Source organism: Kordiimonas sp. UBA4487 (assembly GCF_002389025.1).
In the GTDB taxonomy this organism is placed as follows: domain Bacteria; phylum Pseudomonadota; class Alphaproteobacteria; order Sphingomonadales; family Kordiimonadaceae; genus Kordiimonas; species Kordiimonas lacus.
Window position 1 is genome coordinate 582,708 of sequence record NZ_DGNR01000011.1, and the last position, 18,646, is coordinate 601,353.

Genomic DNA, 18,646 nt, shown 5'->3' on the forward strand with positions numbered 1-18,646 from the left:
ATGCGGTCCCTACCCTTGTTTGGAGTTTATCTGGCCTTGTTGGCCCCGGCTGCTGTGGCCCAGGACACGGCCTTGCCGCCCCTTGAAGAGCAGACGGTCGAGGAAAACCAGAGCCTGAAGGCGCTCCGGCAGGTGCAGGACTATATGGACGGTGTCGAGACGCTCGAGGCCGAGTTTCGCCAGCACGCGCCGAACGGCAATATCGCCACCGGCCGCCTGTATCTCGAGCGCCCGGGCTATGTGCGCTTCGACTATACGGACGAAACGCCCTTCCTGATTGTGGCCGACGGCAAAACCCTGAATTTCGTTGATTATGAGATTGGCCAGGTGACCAAATGGCCGCTCAAGAAAACGCCCCTGCGTGCGCTTCTTGGCGGCTCAGTGGATCTTGCCAGCCTGCAGGCGCACATTGAGATGGGCCGCCCAGGCTTTGAAGACCTGATCCTTTTGTCTGCGCGCGATCCGGAAAACCCGGAGCAGGGCGAAATCACCCTGAACTTCATGCCGGACGACGGCATGCCCACAGGCCTCCGGCTTCTGGGCTGGCAGGTGGTGGACGCCAAGGGCGAAATCACCCAGCTGACGCTGACCGACCAAAAGGTGAATACAGCACTCGATGATGCGCTCTGGACGTTTGAAGACCCACGTGGCCTGACCAAACGTCGCCGCACCCGCCGTTAATTTTTTCGTCATTCGCCGGCTTGACCGGCGAATCCGTATATTTGGGCAAGCAGAAAAATTGTATGTGGACTCGCCGATCCTGTCGGCGAGTGACGATAACGAAAACCACGTCCGTTTGTGGCTTGCGAAATCACAAAACTTGCCTAAATGAGGGAAGCTTTGGCTTAGCGCTTGCGCTGACCCCGCGCAGCAGCTAGGGCTTGATCTGATCTGCGTTAAGGTGATGTGATGGATACCCAAGAAGACGATATTGACGAGGTTTTTGACGATCTGCCAAGCCTGAAGTCTGTGGCGCCCTTTGTGGCGTTGGCGGCAAACGTGCGCTGGTTCCGGACACTGGGTGAAGACCCCGATCGGGAAACGGTCGAGATCGCCCGCGCCTACGCTGAAGCGCTTGGTTTCCCCGACGCTGAACCCGGTTTCCTGGCGGACTGGGAAGAAGCCGCCGACGCAGCTGAGAACACCGAAGTCAACAGCCCGGCCTGGGAAGCGGAAGAACAGCTGCGCGCCGCCCTCACGGACGACGTGCTGGCATTCCTTGACGAGCAGACGCTTGAGATGGTCATGACGCATGTCACTGGCGCTGTTTCCGAAGCCATTGAGGAAAGCGCCACAGATGCCGCGCGGGACCTGCGGATTTTTGATGAGGAATTTGTACGCGCCACATCGGGTGCTGCCGTGCAGGCAACCTATCAGGCGGCGCTCGCGGCCATGACAGGCGCGGACGAGGACCATCCGTTTGCGCTCAGGTTCCAGCTGTTCGAGAAAGGCCGCTGGCCCATCGGCATCATCGGCAACAGTTTTCTGATTTTCTAGAACAAAAAAGACAGGTGAGGGAGCAGCACATGCGGCTGATTACATGGAACATCAACTCGGTGCGGGCGCGCCTTGATATTGTTGCACAGCTGGTGCGGGACTATCAGCCCGATGTGCTGTGTCTGCAGGAAACCAAGGTGCAGGACCATATGTTCCCAACCGGCTTTTTCGAGGAACTCGGCCTGCCCCACCTGGCGATCCATGGCCAGAAAAGCCACCATGGTGTCGCGACGGCTTCGAAGGCTGCGATCGATGAGCATTTCAAGATCGACTGGTGCGAAAAGGGTGACGCCCGCCATATTGCCGTCAAGCTGGATGGCATGCCGACGATCCATAATTTCTATGTGCCCGCAGGCGGGGATGAACCCGACCCGGTGATCAACGACAAGTTCGCCCACAAACTCAAGTTCCTGGATGAGATGACCAGCTGGTCGGCTGATCTTGACGGTGACCATATCCTGGTAGGGGACCTCAATATCGCGCCCTATGAGGACGATGTCTGGGACCACAAAAAGCTTTTGAAGGTCGTATCGCACACGCCGGTGGAGGTTGAGGCCATGCTGAAGCTGATCGAAGCGCATGGCTGGCAGGACATCATGCGCGATTTCGTGCCGAAGGATCAGAAGCTCTATAGCTGGTGGTCCTACCGGGCGCGCGACTGGTCGGCGGCGGACAAGGGCCGACGGCTAGACCACGTCTGGACCAGTCCAAGCCTGAAAGGCAAGGCGGTCCATATGGAAGTGATACGGGATGCGCGCGGTTGGGTAAAGCCATCCGACCACGCGCCGGTGCTGGTTGATTTCAACTTCTAACCCTGGAGCCCGTCATGGCGGACTATAAAATCGAGACCATGACGGCATCAGACGTGCGCACGGCGGTGAACTGGGCGGGGCGTGAGGGCTGGAACCCTGGCCTTCATGACGCCGAAACCTTCTTTGCGGCTGACCCGGCCGGCTTTTTCAAGGGGACTCTCGGCGGCGAGATTGTCGCCACCGGCAGCGCCGTGATCTATGACGATCATTATGCCTTCTGCGGGCTTTATATCGTCGCACCCGAACATCGCGGCAAGGGCTATGGCCTTGCGCTCACCAAAACGCGGCTGGCCCACTGTGGCGACAGGAACGTGGGTATCGACGGGGTTTTGGAGAATGTCCGCATTTATGAACGCATCGGCTATAAGCCCTTCTATGAAAACTGTCGGTTTGAGGGCGAAGCGAAAGCCGAAGCCCATGACGCGGGCGCGGTGCACGCAATCACAGCCGCTGACTTTGACGCCATCCGCGCCTACGACCGCCAGTGTTTCCCGGCGCACCGGGATGCCTTCCTGAAGGCCTGGCTGGGGCAGGGCGATGCACGGGCTGTCTGCTTCAAGGAGGACGGCGTGGTGAAGGGCTTTGCCGTTCGGCGCAAGTGTCTTGAAGGCCACAAGGTGGGGCCACTGTTTGCGGACGACGCCCATGTGGCGGAAACATTGTTTGGTGCCCTGCAGGCGGATATTGAAGGCGAAAAGATCATCCTCGATACGCCTGAATATAACCTGGAGGCAATCCGGCTGGCCACATTGCACGGCATGAAAAAGGTGTTCGCCACCGCGCGCATGTACCAAAAAGGCCTGCCCGACATTCGAACAGGCCAGATATTCGGCATCACCACATTCGAGCTGGGCTAGGCCGTAAAGCCCTGCAGGCTGTAGCCGCCGGGTTCGGTGACGAGAAGGCGCGCCATGCCGGGCTCGTTCTCGATCTTTTGCCGCAGGCGGTACACGTGGGTCTCAAGCGTGTGGGTGGTGACACCTGAATTATAGCCCCAAACCTCTGCCAGCAGCTCCTCGCGGCCCACGGCGTTGCCGCCGGCGCGGTAGAGATACTTGAGGATGGAGGTTTCCTTTTCCGTCAGGCGCACCTTCTTGCCACTGTCTTTCTCTTCCAGAATCTTGCCGGAAGGCCGGAAGTGATAGGGGCCGATATCGAAGGTGGCGTCTTCGCTTTGCTCATACTGGCGGAAGTGGGCGCGGATGCGCGCGAGCAGCACCGTAAAGCTGAAAGGTTTGGTGACATAATCGTTCGCGCCGGCATCAAGGCCGAGGACCGTATCGGCGTCCGACACATTGCCCGTCAGCATGATGATCGGCACGGAAACACCGGACTTGCGGATGCGCTTGCATAGTTCGCGGCCATCCATATCCGGCAGGCCGACATCAAGGATAATCATGTCCACCTGGTTTTCCTTGAGGAAATCCAGCGTCTCGCAGGCGGCGCCTTTCTCAACTGTCGTGAACTCGTCACACAGGGCCAGTTGGTCCGCGAGACCTTCCCGCAGATCTACATCATCGTCTACAAGCAGCAGTTTGCGAGTGGGCATTCCAATTATCCTCCGGCGCGTAAAATTATTTGCCATAGTATGCAATAACCAGCCCTATATAAGAAGTGGAAACAGATTGTACCATCACGCCCGGTCACATTTGTTTGATCGTTGCGCGAGGCTGTGACAAAAAGCGGCTGCTGACTTTTGGAGATTTCCCGCTATATGAAGGGCATGAACATTTCTGACCAATCCCTTCTGCGCCTGGAACGCGCGGCAGACGAGCTTCGGCGTGGCCAGCCCGTTGTCGTGACGGCGGGCGACCGTGCGCTTCTTGTGCTGCCGCTGGAGCTTGCCACCACGCCTGCGCTGGAGCGTTTTGATACCATGGTGACGGACAGCTTTGTGATGCTGACCAACAACCGCGCGCTGAGCCTGAAGGTGGCGGGTGAGGACTGGGCGGCCGTGCGGCTTGAGCGGCCAGAGTGGATGACAGCCGAGGACATGGTTGCGCTCGCGGACCCGACGCTTGACCTGGCGTCGCCGCTCAAAGGTCCCTACAGCCGGATCAATCACCCGTCTACCGCGCTCGATGAAGCGGCGATCAAGATGGTCAAATGGGCGCGGCTGTTGCCGGCTGTATTGGCGGCGGAAGTAGAGGGCGCGAAGGCTTTCCCAGACCAGATGGCAGTGGACGCGGACGCGGTTCTGAACGCGGATTTCGCCCAGGCGGCGGCGCTCAGGCAGGTGGCGTCGGCGCGCGTGCCGCTCGCGGGCGCAGAAAATACCCGGCTGGTTTCGTTCCGGCCCACGGCTGGCGGCATCGAGCATATCGCCATCATCATCGGCGAGCCGAACCGGCATGACCCGGTGTTGATGCGTATCCACAGCGAATGCTTCACGGGTGACCTCCTCGGGTCCCTCAAGTGTGACTGCGGCGAGCAGCTCAGGGGCGCCATCAAGGCGATCGAGGAAGCAGGTGGCGGTGTGCTTCTGTATCTGGCGCAGGAAGGCCGCGGCATCGGCTTGATCTCGAAACTCAAGGCCTATGCACTGCAGGACCAGGGCTATGACACGGTCGATGCCAACACCCGCCTCGGCTTCGACGTCGATGAACGTGTGTTCGCACCAGCAGCAGAGATGCTGAAGCAGCTTGGATTTGGGGCGGTGCGCCTGATGACCAACAACCCGGACAAAGTGGCGGGGCTGGAGCGCTTCGGGGTTAAAGTCGCTGAGCGCGTGGCGCACAAATTCCCCACCAACCCGCACAATGAACAGTATCTGGCCACCAAGAAGGCCAAGACCGGGCATATCCTCTAATGACGGTCTGGACCGTGACACCGGACGCGGACGACAGCCGCCGCGGCAGGCTGACGGGCCCCATGTTCGATGCGAAATGCGCACTCGGCAAGCATGGTGTGATTGCCATGGACCGCGGCCGGGAAGGCGACGGCAAAACACCTGCCGGTACCTATCCGTTCAGGAAAGTCTTCTACCGACCTGACCGTGAGGAACCGCCGGTCACGGACCTGCCCATGGAAGCGCTGACACCCACCCATGGCTGGTGCGATGACGGGACGAGCCCGCACTATAACCAGTTGGTGCGCCTGCCGTTCGGGCCCTCACACGAGAAGATGTGGCGCGACGACGCGCTCTATGACCTTGTGGTGGTGCTCGGGCACAATGACGACCCGGTGGTCAAGGGTATGGGCAGCGCCATCTTCCTGCATGTGGCACGCGAGGGCTTCAAGCCCACGCTTGGTTGCGTGGCGCTTGAAAAGGATGCCCTCCGCCGCTTCCTCAGGCAGGTAAAGCCGGACGATAAGATCAAGATCGAACTGGGTTAGCCGTAATCCCGGGCGCCGAAAATGGCGGTGCCGACGCGGATGTCTGTTGCGCCCATGGCGCTAGCCAGCGCGTAGTCGCCGCTCATGCCCATGGATAGCCGCGTAAGCCCATGTTTTTTCGCGAATTTCTTGAGAAGGCCGAAGTGCAAGGTTGGGTCATCATTCGCGGGCGGAATACACATCAGGCCCACCACATTGTGCCCTAAAGTGCGACAGTCTGCGAGAAGGTCTTCAAGGTCTTCGGCCAGCACGCCGCCTTTCTGCTCCTCGCGCCCGGTGTTGACCTGCAGATAGATGGGCAGCTTGCGGCCCTGCTTGTCCATCTCAGCCGCCAGGGCTTTCGCGAGTTTGGGGCGGTCGACCGACTGGATCACGTCAAACAGCGCCACGGCGTTCGACGCCTTGTTGGTCTGCAGGCCGCCGATCAGGTGCAGCTCCACATCCGGATACTCGGGCTTCAGCTCGCCCCAGCGTTCTTCGGCTTCCTGCACCCGATTCTCACCAAACACCCTGTGGCCGGCTTCAAGTGCCGCGCGCACGCGCTCTATCGGCTGCACCTTCGAGACCGCCACCAGCTTTGGTTGGTTTTCCGCGACACCCACGTGCTTGCACATGCGGGTGATCTCTTTCTTGACCGTGTCGATATTGGCTTTGATATCCGGCATCATTCTCAGGCGTCCTTTAGGCTTGTTGGTGCCCCGTTCCTATGGGATAGCTTACCCCTATGGTCAAGAGCGAGATAACATTAAGGGCTGAATGCGCCGCTGCCAAGATGATGACGGCATTGGGTGGCGCCCTGCCGATTTTCATCACCCACGCTGGCCGGGCACCCGACCCGGTTGCTGTGGCGCGCGGCCTGCCCCAAGGCGCCGTGGTGATCGTGCGCGACTATGACCATGCCGACCGTCCGGGCCTTGCGCGCACGCTGAGGAACGCAACAAAGGCGCGCGGACAGCTGCTGCTGGTCGCGGGCGACGCGGCCCTCGCGCGGGCGGTGGGGGCAGACGGTGTCCATTTGCCCGAACACCAGCTGGTGCGCCCACCGGTGCTGAACGGTTTTTCGCTGGTGACCGCCGCATGCCACAGCCGCGCGGCCATGACGCGGGCGGTAGCCATCGGGGTCGATATTGTGCTGGTGTCGCCGGTGTTTGAAACGCAGAGCCATGTAGGTGTGCCCGCCCTTGGCCTGCACCGGTTTGCCCGGCTGATCGCAGGCGTGCCCTTGCCGGTCGCGGCACTTGGGGGTGTGAATAGCGAGACGGCCAAAAAACTAAGGCCGCTTGGGATAGCGGCCTTTGCAGCAATCGATGGGTTTATTGGATAGAGCTGGCTAGAAGCGCAAGCGTCCACCCAGGAAGATCATCTGGGATTTTTCACCTGCTTCCGGGTCCACCATCAGGCGGCTGCCATAATCATAGTAGCGCACCCCGCCGGTAAGCCCCAGCGAGTCTGTCAGTCGGTAGCTGGCACCCAGTTCCACGGAAATGATGTTACGGGCTTCGTTCTCGATGCCGTAAAGGTCTGCGCCTTCGCGGTATTCGCTCATCGACAGGCGAGCCGACCAGCTGGGCGCCTGATAAGAGAAGCCGACATCAAAGCCGGACATGTCGGCGTCGAACAGGCTGGTCTGGCGCATCAGCGTCGCATCCAGGCCAAAGCCGGAATAGCCGAGCGACAGGCCAACGTTATATTGGCGTTCTGCCAGATCGCTGCTGTTGAAGGCGTTTGCGGCTGGCAAACCCTGCATGGACAGGCGGTAGGCGCTCTTGAGCGCAATCTCGAAACCGCGGTCTGTGGGGTCGTTCTTGTCAGCGCCGAAGGTTACACCCAAGCGGCCACCTGTACCGAACAGATCCTGGCCGTAGGAGCCGCGCACGGAGCCATCTGGCGCCAGCAGCGATGAAAAATCGGGCCGGTCAGCCATGCTGCCGATCGCCGAGCCACTCGCAGACGGGCCAGCTTCGCGAAGGTAGAAGAAGCCGTTATCCTTGGATTCGGTCGTCTCCCTCAGGCTCAGCTCGAGGTCCTTGATCGTATCGCCCTTGTCTGTCTTCTGCACATCGCGCAGCTTGGCCATCTGTTCGGCAATGAAGAGATCAAGGCTCTGAAGGAAACCGGTCGATTCAAAACGCGTTTTTTCATCCGCCAGCGTTGCTGTGGATGAGGCTGAAATCATCAGCGCCGTGAGGCCATATTTGATCGCGTTTTTCATGGTCATCGCCAACTCGTACACGGTACTACGCACCAATGGTATTGAATCCTTCGTTAACTTAGCAAGGGTCAGAGGCAAAAATAGGGAAGCCTGTGTCCTGCTTGCCACTATTTTGACGCTTTTCGGACTGGTCAGCGCCTCTTCTGACCGCTATAACCCGCTGGAGGCTGAAAAAAGTTTGCCAGCAGCTGGATAGTGTCAAGGCGAACAGGCCAGGAAAAAACGAATCCACGGGGTGTAGTATGCAAAATTTTGCCCGTACCATGATGGTACTGACGGTCAGTCTCTCACTGGGCGCTTGTTCGATGTTCGGCGGCGGCGACAAAGGTGAGGACACGGGCCCACGGACCACGGCTATCGGCGTCAACGGGTATCTGTGGCAGGCGGCGCTTGATACGCTGTCCTTCATGCCGTTCGATCAGGTTGAGCCGTCGGGCGGTGTTATCACAACCCATTGGCATTCCACAGCGGATGCCCCCGATGAGCGGGTCAAGCTGACGGTGCGCTTCATGTCGCAGCAGCTGCGCTCTGACGGCGTGAAGGTGTTTGTGGTGCGTCAGGAACGCAAGGACGGTACCTGGCTGACGGTACCGGTGCAGGCATCGACGGCGCTTCAGCTCGAAGAGGCGATCCTTGAGCGTGCCCGCCAGATGCGCGTTGCAGCGGCAAACTAAGCCGCGCATTCCAAGCGGTGCCCTTGGGCACCAAAGCAACCAGTTCTAGCCGGGCGCAAGCCCGGCTGTTTCAGTATAATAGAGGCAGGGCGAGAGCCTGGCCGGCAGTACAGAGATAGAGATCATGTCGCGCTACAACGCAAAAGCCACTGAAACCAAGTGGCAAAAAGTGTGGACCGAGTCCCAGACCTTCAAGACGGATACCGCGTCTGACAAGCCGAAATATTATGTGCTTGAGATGTTCCCTTATCCGTCTGGCCGGGTGCATGTGGGCCACGTGCGTAACTATACCATGGGCGATGTGGTGGCGCGTTACCGCCGCGCCCAGGGTTATGAAGTGCTGCACCCGATGGGGTGGGACGCTTTCGGCATGCCGGCGGAAAACGCGGCGATGGAGCGCAAGGTCCATCCTGCTGACTGGACTTACGACAATATCGCCAACATGCGCGAACAGTTGAAGCATATCGGCCTTGCCATTGATTGGGACCGCGAGATCGCCACCTGCGACGCGGCCTATTACGGCAAAGAACAGCAGATCTTCATCGATTTCTATAATGCTGGCCTGGTGTACCGAAAGGAAAGCTGGGTGAACTGGGACCCGGTCGATAACACAGTGCTCGCGAACGAGCAGGTGATTGACGGCAAGGGCTGGCGCTCCGGCGCACCGGTTGAGCGCCGCAAGCTTTCCCAGTGGTTCCTCAAGATCACCGATTTTGCCGACGACCTTCTTGAGGGCCTGAAGGGTCTCGAGCGCTGGCCGGACAAGGTGCGCCTGATGCAGGAAAACTGGATCGGCCGGTCTGAGGGCCTGAAATTCGATTTCGAGATTGCCCAGACGAATGAGAAGCTGCCGGTTTATACCACGCGGCCAGACACACTGTTTGGTGCCAGCTTCTGCGCGATTGCGGCCGACCATCCGCTGGCGGCCAAGCTGGCGGAAGACAATGCCGAGCTGAAAGCCTTCTGTGAAGAATGCCGCAAAACCGGCACCACCGAAGAAGCCATTGAGAAAGCCGACAAGAAAGGCTATGACACGGGCCTGACGGTCAAACACCCGTGTGACCCGACATGGGAACTGCCGATCTATGTGGCTAACTTTGTGCTGATGGATTACGGCACCGGCGCCATCTTCGCCTGCCCGTCAGGCGACCAGCGTGATCTGGACTTCGCCCGCAAGTACGACCTGCCCGTAGTGCCTGTGGTGCTGCCGGAAGGCGAAGACGCGGCGTCGTTCGAGATCGGCACCGAGGCCTATACCGGCGCGGGCAAGATGATCAACAGCCGCTTCCTGGACGGCATGGCCGCCGATGAAGCCAAGGCCCATATGATCGATCTCGCGGAAAAGGAAGGCTGGGGTGAACGCACCGTCAACTTCCGCCTGCGTGACTGGGGCGTGTCGCGCCAGCGCTATTGGGGCACGCCGATCCCGTTCGTGCACTGTGATGATTGCGGTGTGGTGCCTGTGCCAAGCGACCAGCTACCTGTTGAGCTGCCGGAGGATGTTTCCTTCGATAAGCCGGGCAACCCGCTGGAGCATCACCCGACGTGGAAACACACCGATTGCCCAAGCTGCGGCAGACCAGCTCGGCGCGAGACGGATACCATGGACACGTTCGTGGATTCGTCCTGGTATTTCCTGCGCTTCTGCACACCGGACTCCGACGCGCCGTTCGACAGCGATGTGGTCAACGAGTGGCTGCCGGTGAACCAATATATCGGCGGTGTGGAACACGCGATCCTGCATCTGCTGTATGCCCGCTTTTTCACCCGTGCGCTCAAGCATGTGGGTCGCACCACTATTGAAGAGCCGTTCGAGGGCCTCTTTACCCAAGGCATGGTGAACCATGTGACCTACAAGGACAGTGACGACGAGTGGGTGTTCCCCGAACTTGTCCGTTCCCGCGAAGACGGTTCCATGTTCCGTACCGATAACGGCCTTGAAGTTACCGAAGGCCGGGTTGAGAAAATGTCCAAGTCGAAGAAGAATGTGGTCGATCCCGACGACATCATCGACCAGTATGGCGCCGATACGGCCCGTTGGTTCGTGCTTTCCGACAGCCCCCCAGAGCGGGACCTGTTGTGGACTGAAGCCGGCATCGAGGGCGCCTGGCGTTTTGCCCAGCGCGTCTACCGCCTGGTGATGACCCCACCATCCGATTTCGCGGATCTGGGCGCGGCGATCCCCGACAGCCTGTCCGACAGCGCGCTGGCGCTCAGGAAAGCCACGCACAAGACGATCGAGGGCGTGACGGCAGACATTGAAAACCTGCATTTCAACAAGGCCGTTGCGCGGCTTTATGAATTCGCCAATGCGGTTGGCGGCAAATGCCTGGGCGACGGCGCACCGGAAGTGCTCCGCGAAGCGCTTGAGACGCTTGTGCTGCTGGTGGGCCCGATGATGCCGCACCTGGCGGAAGAGCTGTGGCAGGCGCTGGGCCACAAGACGCTGGTGTCCGAAACCGCCTGGCCACAAGCCATCAAGGCGCTGACGGTCGATGACACGGTCAAGATGGCGGTGCAGGTGAACGGCAAGGTGCGCGACACCATCGAGGTGGCCAAGGATATGCCCAAGCCGGACGTGGAAGCGCTGGCGCTCGGCCTTGATAACGTCAAGAAATACACCGACGGCAACACCATCCGCAAAGTGATTGTGGTGCCCGGCCGTATTGTCAACATCGTGGCCAACTGATGCGCGGCGCCCTTGTCATAACCCTGGCCCTGCTGCTGAGCGCCTGCGGTTTCCGCCCGCTTTATGAAGCTGGTGGCTCCTCGCGCGCGATGCAACAACACCTGGCAGGGGTTGAGGTTGCGCCGATTGCGGACCGGCTTGGTCAGGTGATGCGCAACCGTCTGTTGGACCGGCTGAACACCGGCGGCACGGCAGACTACCGCCTGACCGTGACGCTGGAGCAAAGCACGCAGGGGTACGGTATCCGGCCTGACGCCGCCGCGACCCAGGAACAGCTGACGCTTGTCGCCCACGTGGCTTTTATCCGGCTGAACGGGGAAGAGATTGTCTTTACCGAAGACATGCGGGCCCGCACCTCCTATGACCTGGTGCTGTCTGATTTCGCGACAGTGACCCAGCGGGAAGACAGCGCGCGCCGCCTGGCGCTTGAGCTGGCGGAACGCATTCACCGGCGGCTGGCACTTTATTTCACCAAAGCGGAGACCGACGTCCCGTGAAGGTAAAACCCCGCGACATACCCGCGATCCTCAAGTCCCTGGACCCCAAGGTCCGTGCGGTCTTGGTGTTTGGCCGGGATGACGGGCTGGTACGCGAACGCGCCGAGACAATCGGCAAACAGGTGGCCAAAGACCTGTCAGATCCGTTCCAGGTAGCGCGGCCAAGCCTTGCGGACATCAAGGAACACCCATCGCTTCTTCTCGATGAAATCTCTGCCATCTCCATGATGGGTGGCAGGCGTCTTGTGCGCCTTGAAGGTGCCGGGAACGAGAGTACGGAAGCGGTGAAGCTGGTGCTTGGGGCGGAGCAGGGTGACGGCCTCCTGGTCATCACCGGCGGGGACCTGAAGCCCACGTCGTCGCTTCGGAAAACCATGGAAGCAGCCAAGAATGGCCTCGCCATCGCCTGCTATGAAGACAGCACGCAGGACCTGATGGGCCTTGTGCAGAATGTCCTGTCTGATGCGGGCCTCAGTGCCACCCAGGACGCCGTGGCCTATCTGGTGGAAAACCTGGGCGGGGACCGCAGGGTTTCGCGCGGGGAACTGGAAAAGCTGGTGCTCTACAAGGGCACTGAAGGCGGGCAGGTGACGCTCGCGGATGCCAAGGCCTGCGTGGGCGATACGTCAGCCATGGGCCTGAACCAGATTGCTGAAGCCGTGACGGCAGGCAACCTCAAAAGTCTCGACCGCCTGATCGAACGCGCCTGGACAGAGGGCCACAGCGCCATCCCGATCCTGAGGCACCTGCAGATGCGCCTGATGCGCTTCCATGTGGCGCGGGGCATGATGGACCAGGGCATGAATGCCAGCGAGGCGGTGAACAAGCTTCGCCCGCCTGTGTTCTTCGGCGAGCGCGACCGTTTCATGGGCGAACTCCAGCGCTGGTCATCGCGCAAGATCGAGATGGCGCTTGAAATCCTGCTGGAGGCGGAGCTGGACTGCAAAACCACCGGCAACCCATCTGATGTGATCTGCGCCCGTGCGCTGCTGCGGCTCACCAAAGCGGCGAGATAGTCATGAAAATTGGATTTTTCGGCGATAGCTTCACCCATGGCGTGGGGGACCCAACCGGCAAGGGCTGGGTTGGGCGGCTCTGTGATGCCACCGGGCTGGACTATGAAAAATTCGGTGTGCCGGGAGATACCAGCGAAGGCGTGATGAACCGCTGGCAGGCTCAGGCCGAAGGCTTTGGCTTTGACCGGCTGGTGTTCATGATCGGCTCAAACGATGCGCTCCTCAATGAGCACCGCCGGGTGACCATCAATGAAGTCAACCGGTTGAAGAACGCCAAAGCCATCATGATGGCGGCGCGCGCGGTGGCGCCGACGCTTTTTGTCAGCGCCCTGCCTGTTGTGGACGATGCGCCCGCCAGTGGCCGTATTGGCGATATGGCCCGTCAGATGGGCATGATCGCCCGCATCAACAAGGTGGCTTACCTGGATATCTTCGCCGATGTGGCGGCGTCTGATGTCTGGCGCACTGAGGCCATGGCAAACGATGGCGCCCATCCGGGCGAGGGCGGTTACCAGCTTGTGGCCGACCTGATCGCAGGCCACACAGTGTGGCAGGACTTCATCGAGGGCTGACCTCCACCCGCTAATGGGTATCCGCGGTGAAGCGGTTATAGAAATAGCCGATCAGCCAGCCGGTGATCCAGCAAGATACGACCCAGGCCACCAGCCCGATAGCGAAGCCGAATCCGGTCAGCATCCAGCCGCGCCCCACCATGTCGATATGAACCATATGGCCGGTCATCGACATCATCATGCCCGGCAACGCGAACACCAGAAAACTGCATAAAAGCCACAGGACGGCGGCAGTTGCCGCGGCCGCGTTGGCAAGACCCATTGTATTGAGTTTCATGGTTCTGCTCCTTTCATGAACCCTGAAAAGGTACTCAGAACAATCTTGAGTATAGCACCAGACATCTTATCCGCGCGATGCGCAAATCAGCGCACCCCATGGAGTTTCCTGTAGGCGGTGGGTGAGAGCCCAAAGGTGCGCTCGAACGCCTGGATAAGGCGAACGGGCGTGCCGAAGCCGCTCTCGCCCGCGACAGCTTTGAGTGGCAGGTCGGGGCTTTCAAGCAGGGCCCGCGCAGCCTCAAGGCGCAGTTTTTCAAGGTAGCGCGCCGGCGTGTCGCCCGTCTCGAGCACGAACTTGCGGTGGAAGCTGCGTTCGCTCATGCCCGCCTGTTCGGCGGCGTCCGTTACCGTGATGGCATCCTTCATGTTGGCCTGCATCCATTCAAGGGTACGGCTGAAGGCGCCGGTGGCTTTGCTCTGGCCCTTGAGGAGGCTGCTGAACTGGGCCTGGCTACCCGGGCGGTGGGCGTAAACCACCAGCCGCCGGGCGATGCGCATGGCGACGCTGCGCCCGAGGTCCCGCTCCACCAGCGCGAGGGCCATGTCGATGCCGGCGGTGACACCGGCGGATGTCCACAACAGCCCATCTTCGACATAGAGGGCATCAGCGTCCACGCGCGTGTCAGGGTACAGTCGCGCGAGCGCGCCTGTCGCCTTCCAGTGGGTGGCCACGCACCGCCCGTCCGTCAGGCCCGCTGCCGCGAGCAGAAAGGTGCCGGTACACACAGACCCGACACGCCGCGTGGTGGTGGCGGCTTCCTGTATCCATTTCAGCGTTGGTTCTTTCGCCACGGCGCGGCGCACGTCGGCGCCGTTTCCACCTACGACAAGAAGCGTGTCGATGCCGCGTGGGCTGACGCTGACAAGCGGCGTGGCCTGCAGGCTGAGCCCGCAACTCGACCGCACCATATCACCGTCAAGGCTTGCGAGTGTCAGGTCATAGGCGGGAGCGGGCAGTTCCTCGTTGGCGCTGGCGAACACCTGGTATGGGCCGGTGATGTCCAGCACCTGCGCGCCATTGTAGGCGATAAAAACGATCTTTCTGCGGGGTTGGGTCATGTCCGGCTTTCTGAAGGTTGGCAGAAATATATAATAATTTGTCATATCCGCCATCGCGTTTCAAGGGCAAGCTTGTTGCACCCGATCACGACAGTGGAGAAAACAACATGTCCTTCAATATTGGTTTCCTGATTTTCCCGAACCTGACCCAGCTGGATTTCACCGGCCCCTATGAGGTGCTGGCCCGCGTGCCGGGTGCGAGCCTTCATGTGGCCGCCAAAACGCTTGAGCCCGTCACATCAGACAGCGGCCTCCGTATCCTGCCGACCGTCACCCTTGCGGAATGCCCGCAGCTTGATGTCATTGTGGTGCCCGGTGGGCCCAGTGTGGACGACTGGTACGGGGATGCGGAAATCATGGAATTCCTGCGCACACAGGGTGCAAAGGCGAAATATATCACGTCCGTCTGCACCGGGTCGTTGATCCTGGGGGCAGCAGGATTGCTGGATGGCTATAATGCCACAACCCATTGGTCAGCCATGGATAACCTCGCGTCCTTCGGCGCCATCCCTGCGGAAGGCCGGGTGGTACGGGACCGCAACCGCTTTACGGGCGGCGGTGTGACTGCAGGGATCGATTTCGCGCTCAGTGTGGCTGCGGAACTGGCGGGCGAGCAGGTGGCGAAAGCTATCCAGCTGGGGCTCGAGTATAATCCCGCGCCACCCTTCAAGGGCGGGCACCCCAGTGTGGCAGAGCCTGAACTGGTGGAGGCCGTGACGGCCCTGATGGCAGACCGGCTTGACCGCAGGCGGCAGGCGGCCGGGCGACACGCGCTGGCAAGCTAGGCCCCAAAAGGAAACCGGCTGTCAGGTTGCCCCAACAGCCGGCCGCATTTCGGAAATTTTCCTAGCCGATTAATTAAGGTTAATCGGGGTCGGTTCTTCGCCGCCGTCAGCCGCGTCAGCAGCCTGGGCTTGTTGCGCTTCCTGCGCCGCTTGGGCACGGAAAAGCGCTTCGAAGTTGATTGGCTCCAGAAGGAGCGGCGGGAACCCGCCATCCCGGCTTGCGTCAGCAATGATGCGGCGCGCAAACGGGAACATCATGGAAGGTGCCTGGATCAGAAGGAACGGCTTCAGCGCTTCTTCAGGCACGTTACGAATGCCGTAGAGGGAGCCGTAAGCAAGCTCAACCACGAAAGCAACCTGGTCGCCACCACCTTCAGCAGGGGCCGTTGCTTTTGCAGAGATCTTCAGCTCTACCTCATAGACTTCGTCATTCATTTTACGAACGCCGACATTCACATTGACGTCGATGGCAGGCTTCTGGCCAGCCAGCGCCTGCAGGCTTGCAGGGGCGTTCGGGTTTTCAAAAGAAAGATCTTTTACATACTGCGCAATAACGCCAGCCTGTGGGCCTTCTGCACCTTCTGGTGCTGGGCCGCCAACGGGTGCCTGGTCATTGCCGAATTCATTTTCTGCCATTTTTTCACTCTTTTAATTGGTGCCAGCCCCCCAAAACCAACAGGGTCGGCAAATCTGGGGCAAACGGCTAGCATGGATTGATCGATTGAACAATATGCAAATGCGCCAAAAATGGCGGATTTCCTAATTTATCGGTTGTCCGGGTCGTCCTTTTCCTTAAGGCGCGCCCGATCTGGGTCTTCGTCGGTGTCCTGTTCCCAATATTCACCCTCAATGATGATGGTCTCGCTTGGTCGGGACTGACCGCGGTGAACCACAAACTGGGCCAACCCAAGCTTGCCGAGCATGAGGCGCACCGGCGGGATCAGAAGAAGCGCGCCGGCAAAGTCGGTCATGAAGCCCGGTATGAACAGGAAGACACCGGCAATGGCCAGAAAGAAACCATGCACAAGGCTGGCGCCCAGGGGGTTACCGTCTTTTGAGGCGGCCTGCATGTCCTGGAACACCCGCATGCCCTGCCGCTTTACCAGCGAAAGTCCCACGGCGGCCGTCAGGATACATAACCCGACAGTCTGAAGCGCGCCGATCTCTTCACCGATGTCGATCAGAATGGTCAGTTCGACCACCGGCAGAGCCAAAATTAACAAAAATATGATTAAGGGCATTTCTTGTTCTTTCTAACGATTACCCTTATCTATAAAGGAAGGGTTGGCGCCCGGGTCAATAGTCGGACCGAAAATCGGCGCATAAAAACGAATAAAGAGACAGTATAACCATGGAATTAGTAATTCTGGCGATGATTGCGGCCTTTATCTTCCTTCGATTGCGGTCGGAGCTTGGGAAAAAGACGGGCAACGAGCCGCTGCCGCCGGCGGCAGGACGTATGCAAGGCCCGTCAGAGGCGCTGGGCGATGATGAGGCTGGTGATCGCCCGGATGTGATCATGGGCAACGACAATGTCGTCGACCTGGAGCAGAACCCGGCGCTGAGGAAAGCCTTTCAGGATATCCGTCATGCCGATCGCTCGTTCGATGTGAACACTTTCATCACCGGCGCCAAGGCGGCCTATGAGATGATCCTCGAAGCCTTCTGGAAAGGTGACAAGGAAACCCTCAGGGAATTCCTGGACGATTCTGTCTATGACCAGTTCGCGGGTGCGGTGGATAAGCGCGAGGAGGACGGCCTTGTTGTCCAGAACCGAATTCTGGACGTGACCGAGATTGATATCATCGGCGCGCAGCTGGTGGGCCGCACCGCAGAGCTGACGGTTCATTTCCGTGCAGAGCTGATTGCTGTCACCAAGGACAAGGACGGTAATGTGGTGGAAGGCGATGTGTCGGACGCCGTTGAAGTGAACGACAAATGGACCTTCGCGCGCGATACCAAATCCCGTACCCCCATGTGGACCCTTGTGGCAACACGGGCGGGCTAAGGGATGGGCCGCGCGCTCGTCACGACCCTCGGGCTATTGCTCCTGATTGCGCTGCCGATGACGGCAGCGTTTTTCCTTCTGTCACGCAAGCCCGACGGGCTGGTGTTCCGGCCCGTGCCGTTTGCGGAATTGCCGGGCTGGGCGGAGGATGATCTGGCTCGCACTCTGCCGGCGCTTTATAAAAGCTGTGACCGCATCCTCGGTTTCCCTGAAAACCGCCGTATCCCTGGCGCCCGCATCGGTGGCCGCGCCCGCGACTGGGAAGCGGCCTGCCAGGATATCCTGCTGGCCAATGATGACATCTCCCTCAGGAAGGTGCTTGAGGCTCATTTCCAGCCCCTGGAAGTTTCCGTCGGCGGCAACCCGAATGGGGTGTTTACCGGCTACTATGAAACCATGTTGCATGGCAGCGAGGTAAAGACCGCGCGCTATAAAGTGCCGCTTCATGTGCGCCCCCCTGAACTGGTGAGCGTGGACCTGGGCACTTTCCGGGCTGACCTGAAGGGCCGACGCATCGCGGGTGAGGTGAAGAACGGGCGCCTGGTGCCCTTTGCTGACCGTGCGGCAATTGCAGGCGGCGCGCTCGACGGGCGGGACCTTGAACTGCTGTGGGTCGATGACCCGGTTGACGCCTTCTTCCTGCATATCCAGGGATCGGGCCGGGTGAAGATGCCGGACGGGTCCCTGCGCATGATCGGTTATGCCGACCAGAATGGGCATCCCTATTATGCCATTGGCCGGACGCTGATTGAAGACGGTGAAGTGGCCAGGGAAGACATGTCCATGCAGGCGATCCGTGCCTGGCTTGCGGACAACCCGGACCGCATGGACGCCTTGATGAACAAGAATGCTTCCTACATTTTCTTCCGCGACCTGGGCGAAAGCGATGGGCCGTTTGGATCTGCTGGCGTGTCGCTGACAGCCCGCCGGTCGCTGGCGGTGGACCGGCGCCACCTGCCGCTTCATGCGCCTGTCTGGCTGGCGACAAGTCACCCCAACCCGCGCGGGCCGATGGCTGAACCCATTGACTTCAACCACCTGATGGTGGCGCAGGACACGGGCGGCGCCATCAATGGCGAAATTCGTGGCGATGTGTTCTGGGGCTTTGGCGAAGAGGCGGAGCTGATCGCGGGCCCCATGAATAATCCTGGCCGCTACTGGCTGTTGCTGCCGAAAGCCCTGGCGGCAGAAGCGGTCGGGGAATGACACC

The 18,646-nt window shown here is 60.1% G+C and carries 23 protein-coding genes; 16 read left to right on the forward strand and 7 right to left on the reverse strand.

What is annotated here, in order from left to right; genetic code table 11:
- From B3Z17_RS08290 to B3Z17_RS08305, 4 genes are all read left to right on the forward strand, one after another.
- Complete coding sequence (locus B3Z17_RS08290; RefSeq protein WP_286829374.1) at window positions 1-681, forward strand: LolA family protein; 681 nt, start codon at window positions 1-3, stop codon at window positions 679-681.
- 228 nt (window positions 682-909) lie between these two features.
- Window positions 910-1,497 carry a hypothetical protein gene (locus B3Z17_RS08295; protein ID WP_286829375.1) on the forward strand — a complete coding sequence of 196 codons (588 nt, stop codon included), beginning with the start codon at window positions 910-912 and terminating at the stop codon, window positions 1,495-1,497.
- Between the two features lie 29 nt (window positions 1,498-1,526).
- Entirely contained in the window at window positions 1,527-2,309 is a 783-nt protein-coding gene (gene xth, locus B3Z17_RS08300) for an exodeoxyribonuclease III (RefSeq protein WP_286829376.1), read from the forward strand.
- Window positions 2,310-2,323: 14 nt separating this feature from the next.
- On the forward strand, window positions 2,324-3,166 hold the full coding sequence (locus B3Z17_RS08305) for a GNAT family N-acetyltransferase (RefSeq protein WP_286829377.1): 843 nt from the start codon (window positions 2,324-2,326) through the stop codon (window positions 3,164-3,166).
- On the opposite strand, the gene B3Z17_RS08310 is transcribed toward B3Z17_RS08305, so the two are convergent.
- Window positions 3,163-3,858, reverse strand: a complete 696-nt coding sequence (locus B3Z17_RS08310; RefSeq protein ID WP_068308772.1) for a response regulator transcription factor — start codon at window positions 3,856-3,858, stop codon at window positions 3,163-3,165. The two genes, B3Z17_RS08305 and B3Z17_RS08310, sit on opposite strands and share 4 nt — an antisense overlap.
- Before the next feature lie 165 nt (window positions 3,859-4,023).
- Between B3Z17_RS08310 and ribA the strand changes: the two genes are divergently transcribed.
- Together ribA and B3Z17_RS08320 are read left to right on the forward strand one after the other, a co-directional pair.
- The gene (gene ribA / locus B3Z17_RS08315; RefSeq protein ID WP_286829378.1) at window positions 4,024-5,118 is read left to right on the forward strand and encodes a GTP cyclohydrolase II; all 1,095 of its coding nucleotides are present in this window, start codon (window positions 4,024-4,026) and stop codon (window positions 5,116-5,118) included.
- Complete coding sequence (locus B3Z17_RS08320) at window positions 5,118-5,645, forward strand: L,D-transpeptidase family protein (protein WP_286829379.1); 528 nt, start codon at window positions 5,118-5,120, stop codon at window positions 5,643-5,645. The genes ribA and B3Z17_RS08320 overlap by 1 nt, the downstream gene beginning before the upstream one ends.
- Here the strand turns inward: B3Z17_RS08320 and B3Z17_RS08325 are convergent.
- Complete coding sequence (locus B3Z17_RS08325) at window positions 5,642-6,313, reverse strand: YggS family pyridoxal phosphate-dependent enzyme (RefSeq protein WP_286829380.1); 672 nt, start codon at window positions 6,311-6,313, stop codon at window positions 5,642-5,644. The genes B3Z17_RS08320 and B3Z17_RS08325 overlap by 4 nt on opposite strands.
- 56 nt (window positions 6,314-6,369) lie before the next feature.
- On the opposite strand from B3Z17_RS08325, the gene B3Z17_RS08330 reads away from it, so the two are divergent.
- Complete coding sequence (locus B3Z17_RS08330; protein ID WP_286829381.1) at window positions 6,370-6,969, forward strand: thiamine phosphate synthase; 600 nt, start codon at window positions 6,370-6,372, stop codon at window positions 6,967-6,969.
- A 6-nt stretch (window positions 6,970-6,975) separates the two neighbouring features.
- On the opposite strand, the gene B3Z17_RS08335 is transcribed toward B3Z17_RS08330, so the two are convergent.
- Window positions 6,976-7,857, reverse strand: coding sequence for a hypothetical protein (locus tag B3Z17_RS08335; protein ID WP_139167387.1), 882 nt, complete (start codon window positions 7,855-7,857; stop codon window positions 6,976-6,978).
- Here B3Z17_RS08335 and B3Z17_RS08340 point away from each other — a divergent pair.
- From B3Z17_RS08340 to B3Z17_RS08365, 6 genes are all read left to right on the forward strand, one after another.
- The gene (locus B3Z17_RS08340) at window positions 7,841-8,053 is read left to right on the forward strand and encodes a hypothetical protein (RefSeq protein ID WP_139167386.1); all 213 of its coding nucleotides are present in this window, start codon (window positions 7,841-7,843) and stop codon (window positions 8,051-8,053) included. The two genes, B3Z17_RS08335 and B3Z17_RS08340, sit on opposite strands and share 17 nt — an antisense overlap.
- Window positions 8,054-8,099: 46 nt before the next feature.
- Window positions 8,100-8,531 (forward strand): DUF3576 domain-containing protein, encoded by a 432-nt coding sequence (locus B3Z17_RS08345; RefSeq protein WP_068308784.1) that lies wholly within the window; start codon window positions 8,100-8,102, stop codon window positions 8,529-8,531.
- 124 nt (window positions 8,532-8,655) lie between these two features.
- The gene (gene leuS / locus B3Z17_RS08350) at window positions 8,656-11,220 is read left to right on the forward strand and encodes a leucine--tRNA ligase (RefSeq protein ID WP_286829382.1); all 2,565 of its coding nucleotides are present in this window, start codon (window positions 8,656-8,658) and stop codon (window positions 11,218-11,220) included.
- Window positions 11,220-11,717, forward strand: coding sequence for an LPS assembly lipoprotein LptE (gene lptE, locus B3Z17_RS08355; RefSeq protein ID WP_286829383.1), 498 nt, complete (start codon window positions 11,220-11,222; stop codon window positions 11,715-11,717). Before leuS ends, lptE begins: the two co-directional genes overlap by 1 nt.
- On the forward strand, window positions 11,714-12,733 hold the full coding sequence (gene holA / locus B3Z17_RS08360) for a DNA polymerase III subunit delta (protein ID WP_286829384.1): 1,020 nt from the start codon (window positions 11,714-11,716) through the stop codon (window positions 12,731-12,733). Before lptE ends, holA begins: the two co-directional genes overlap by 4 nt.
- Before the next feature lie 2 nt (window positions 12,734-12,735).
- On the forward strand, window positions 12,736-13,305 hold the full coding sequence (locus B3Z17_RS08365; RefSeq protein WP_286829385.1) for a GDSL-type esterase/lipase family protein: 570 nt from the start codon (window positions 12,736-12,738) through the stop codon (window positions 13,303-13,305).
- A gap of 10 nt (window positions 13,306-13,315) precedes the next feature.
- Here the strand turns inward: B3Z17_RS08365 and B3Z17_RS08370 are convergent, their stop codons facing one another.
- Complete coding sequence (locus B3Z17_RS08370; protein ID WP_286829386.1) at window positions 13,316-13,582, reverse strand: DUF5676 family membrane protein; 267 nt, start codon at window positions 13,580-13,582, stop codon at window positions 13,316-13,318.
- Between the two features lie 86 nt (window positions 13,583-13,668).
- Complete coding sequence (locus B3Z17_RS08375; protein ID WP_286829387.1) at window positions 13,669-14,643, reverse strand: GlxA family transcriptional regulator; 975 nt, start codon at window positions 14,641-14,643, stop codon at window positions 13,669-13,671.
- A 107-nt stretch (window positions 14,644-14,750) separates the two neighbouring features.
- On the opposite strand from B3Z17_RS08375, the gene B3Z17_RS08380 reads away from it, so the two are divergent.
- Complete coding sequence (locus B3Z17_RS08380) at window positions 14,751-15,428, forward strand: DJ-1/PfpI family protein (RefSeq protein ID WP_286829388.1); 678 nt, start codon at window positions 14,751-14,753, stop codon at window positions 15,426-15,428.
- 69 nt (window positions 15,429-15,497) lie between these two features.
- Here B3Z17_RS08380 and secB read toward each other — a convergent pair whose 3' ends face one another.
- Both secB and B3Z17_RS08390 read right to left on the reverse strand, forming a co-directional pair.
- A complete protein-coding gene (gene secB, locus B3Z17_RS08385) occupies window positions 15,498-16,064 on the reverse strand; it encodes a protein-export chaperone SecB (protein ID WP_286829389.1) in 567 nt (188 codons plus the stop codon).
- 128 nt (window positions 16,065-16,192) lie between these two features.
- The gene (locus B3Z17_RS08390) at window positions 16,193-16,669 is read right to left on the reverse strand and encodes an FxsA family protein (protein WP_286829390.1); all 477 of its coding nucleotides are present in this window, start codon (window positions 16,667-16,669) and stop codon (window positions 16,193-16,195) included.
- A 110-nt stretch (window positions 16,670-16,779) separates the two neighbouring features.
- Between B3Z17_RS08390 and B3Z17_RS08395 the strand changes: the two genes are divergently transcribed.
- Window positions 16,780-17,436: a Tim44/TimA family putative adaptor protein gene (locus B3Z17_RS08395; protein WP_286829391.1), complete on the forward strand. Its 657-nt coding sequence runs from the start codon at window positions 16,780-16,782 to the stop codon at window positions 17,434-17,436.
- A 3-nt stretch (window positions 17,437-17,439) separates the two neighbouring features.
- Entirely contained in the window at window positions 17,440-18,642 is a 1,203-nt protein-coding gene (locus tag B3Z17_RS08400) for a murein transglycosylase A (protein WP_286829392.1), read from the forward strand.
- Window positions 18,643-18,646 lie beyond the last annotated feature (4 nt).

Excerpts from the sequence above, each read along its gene's own strand:
- B3Z17_RS08290 (WP_286829374.1), top strand. The coding sequence starts at position 1 with ATGCGGTCCCTACCCTTGTTTGGAGTTTATCTGGCCTTGTTGGCCCCG.
- B3Z17_RS08295 (WP_286829375.1), top strand. The coding sequence starts at position 910 with ATGGATACCCAAGAAGACGATATTGACGAGGTTTTTGACGATCTGCCA.
- xth (WP_286829376.1), top strand. The coding sequence starts at position 1,527 with ATGCGGCTGATTACATGGAACATCAACTCGGTGCGGGCGCGCCTTGAT.
- B3Z17_RS08305 (WP_286829377.1), top strand. The coding sequence starts at position 2,324 with ATGGCGGACTATAAAATCGAGACCATGACGGCATCAGACGTGCGCACG.
- B3Z17_RS08310 (WP_068308772.1), bottom strand. The coding sequence starts at position 3,858 with ATGCCCACTCGCAAACTGCTGCTTGTAGACGATGATGTAGATCTGCGG.
- ribA (WP_286829378.1), top strand. The coding sequence starts at position 4,024 with ATGAAGGGCATGAACATTTCTGACCAATCCCTTCTGCGCCTGGAACGC.
- B3Z17_RS08320 (WP_286829379.1), top strand. The coding sequence starts at position 5,118 with ATGACGGTCTGGACCGTGACACCGGACGCGGACGACAGCCGCCGCGGC.
- B3Z17_RS08325 (WP_286829380.1), bottom strand. The coding sequence starts at position 6,313 with ATGATGCCGGATATCAAAGCCAATATCGACACGGTCAAGAAAGAGATC.
- B3Z17_RS08330 (WP_286829381.1), top strand. The coding sequence starts at position 6,370 with ATGGTCAAGAGCGAGATAACATTAAGGGCTGAATGCGCCGCTGCCAAG.
- B3Z17_RS08335 (WP_139167387.1), bottom strand. The coding sequence starts at position 7,857 with ATGAAAAACGCGATCAAATATGGCCTCACGGCGCTGATGATTTCAGCC.
- B3Z17_RS08345 (WP_068308784.1), top strand. The coding sequence starts at position 8,100 with ATGCAAAATTTTGCCCGTACCATGATGGTACTGACGGTCAGTCTCTCA.
- leuS (WP_286829382.1), top strand. The coding sequence starts at position 8,656 with ATGTCGCGCTACAACGCAAAAGCCACTGAAACCAAGTGGCAAAAAGTG.
- lptE (WP_286829383.1), top strand. The coding sequence starts at position 11,220 with ATGCGCGGCGCCCTTGTCATAACCCTGGCCCTGCTGCTGAGCGCCTGC.
- B3Z17_RS08365 (WP_286829385.1), top strand. The coding sequence starts at position 12,736 with ATGAAAATTGGATTTTTCGGCGATAGCTTCACCCATGGCGTGGGGGAC.
- B3Z17_RS08370 (WP_286829386.1), bottom strand. The coding sequence starts at position 13,582 with ATGAAACTCAATACAATGGGTCTTGCCAACGCGGCCGCGGCAACTGCC.
- B3Z17_RS08375 (WP_286829387.1), bottom strand. The coding sequence starts at position 14,643 with ATGACCCAACCCCGCAGAAAGATCGTTTTTATCGCCTACAATGGCGCG.
- B3Z17_RS08380 (WP_286829388.1), top strand. The coding sequence starts at position 14,751 with ATGTCCTTCAATATTGGTTTCCTGATTTTCCCGAACCTGACCCAGCTG.
- secB (WP_286829389.1), bottom strand. The coding sequence starts at position 16,064 with ATGGCAGAAAATGAATTCGGCAATGACCAGGCACCCGTTGGCGGCCCA.
- B3Z17_RS08390 (WP_286829390.1), bottom strand. The coding sequence starts at position 16,669 with ATGCCCTTAATCATATTTTTGTTAATTTTGGCTCTGCCGGTGGTCGAA.
- B3Z17_RS08395 (WP_286829391.1), top strand. The coding sequence starts at position 16,780 with ATGGAATTAGTAATTCTGGCGATGATTGCGGCCTTTATCTTCCTTCGA.
- B3Z17_RS08400 (WP_286829392.1), top strand. The coding sequence starts at position 17,440 with ATGGGCCGCGCGCTCGTCACGACCCTCGGGCTATTGCTCCTGATTGCG.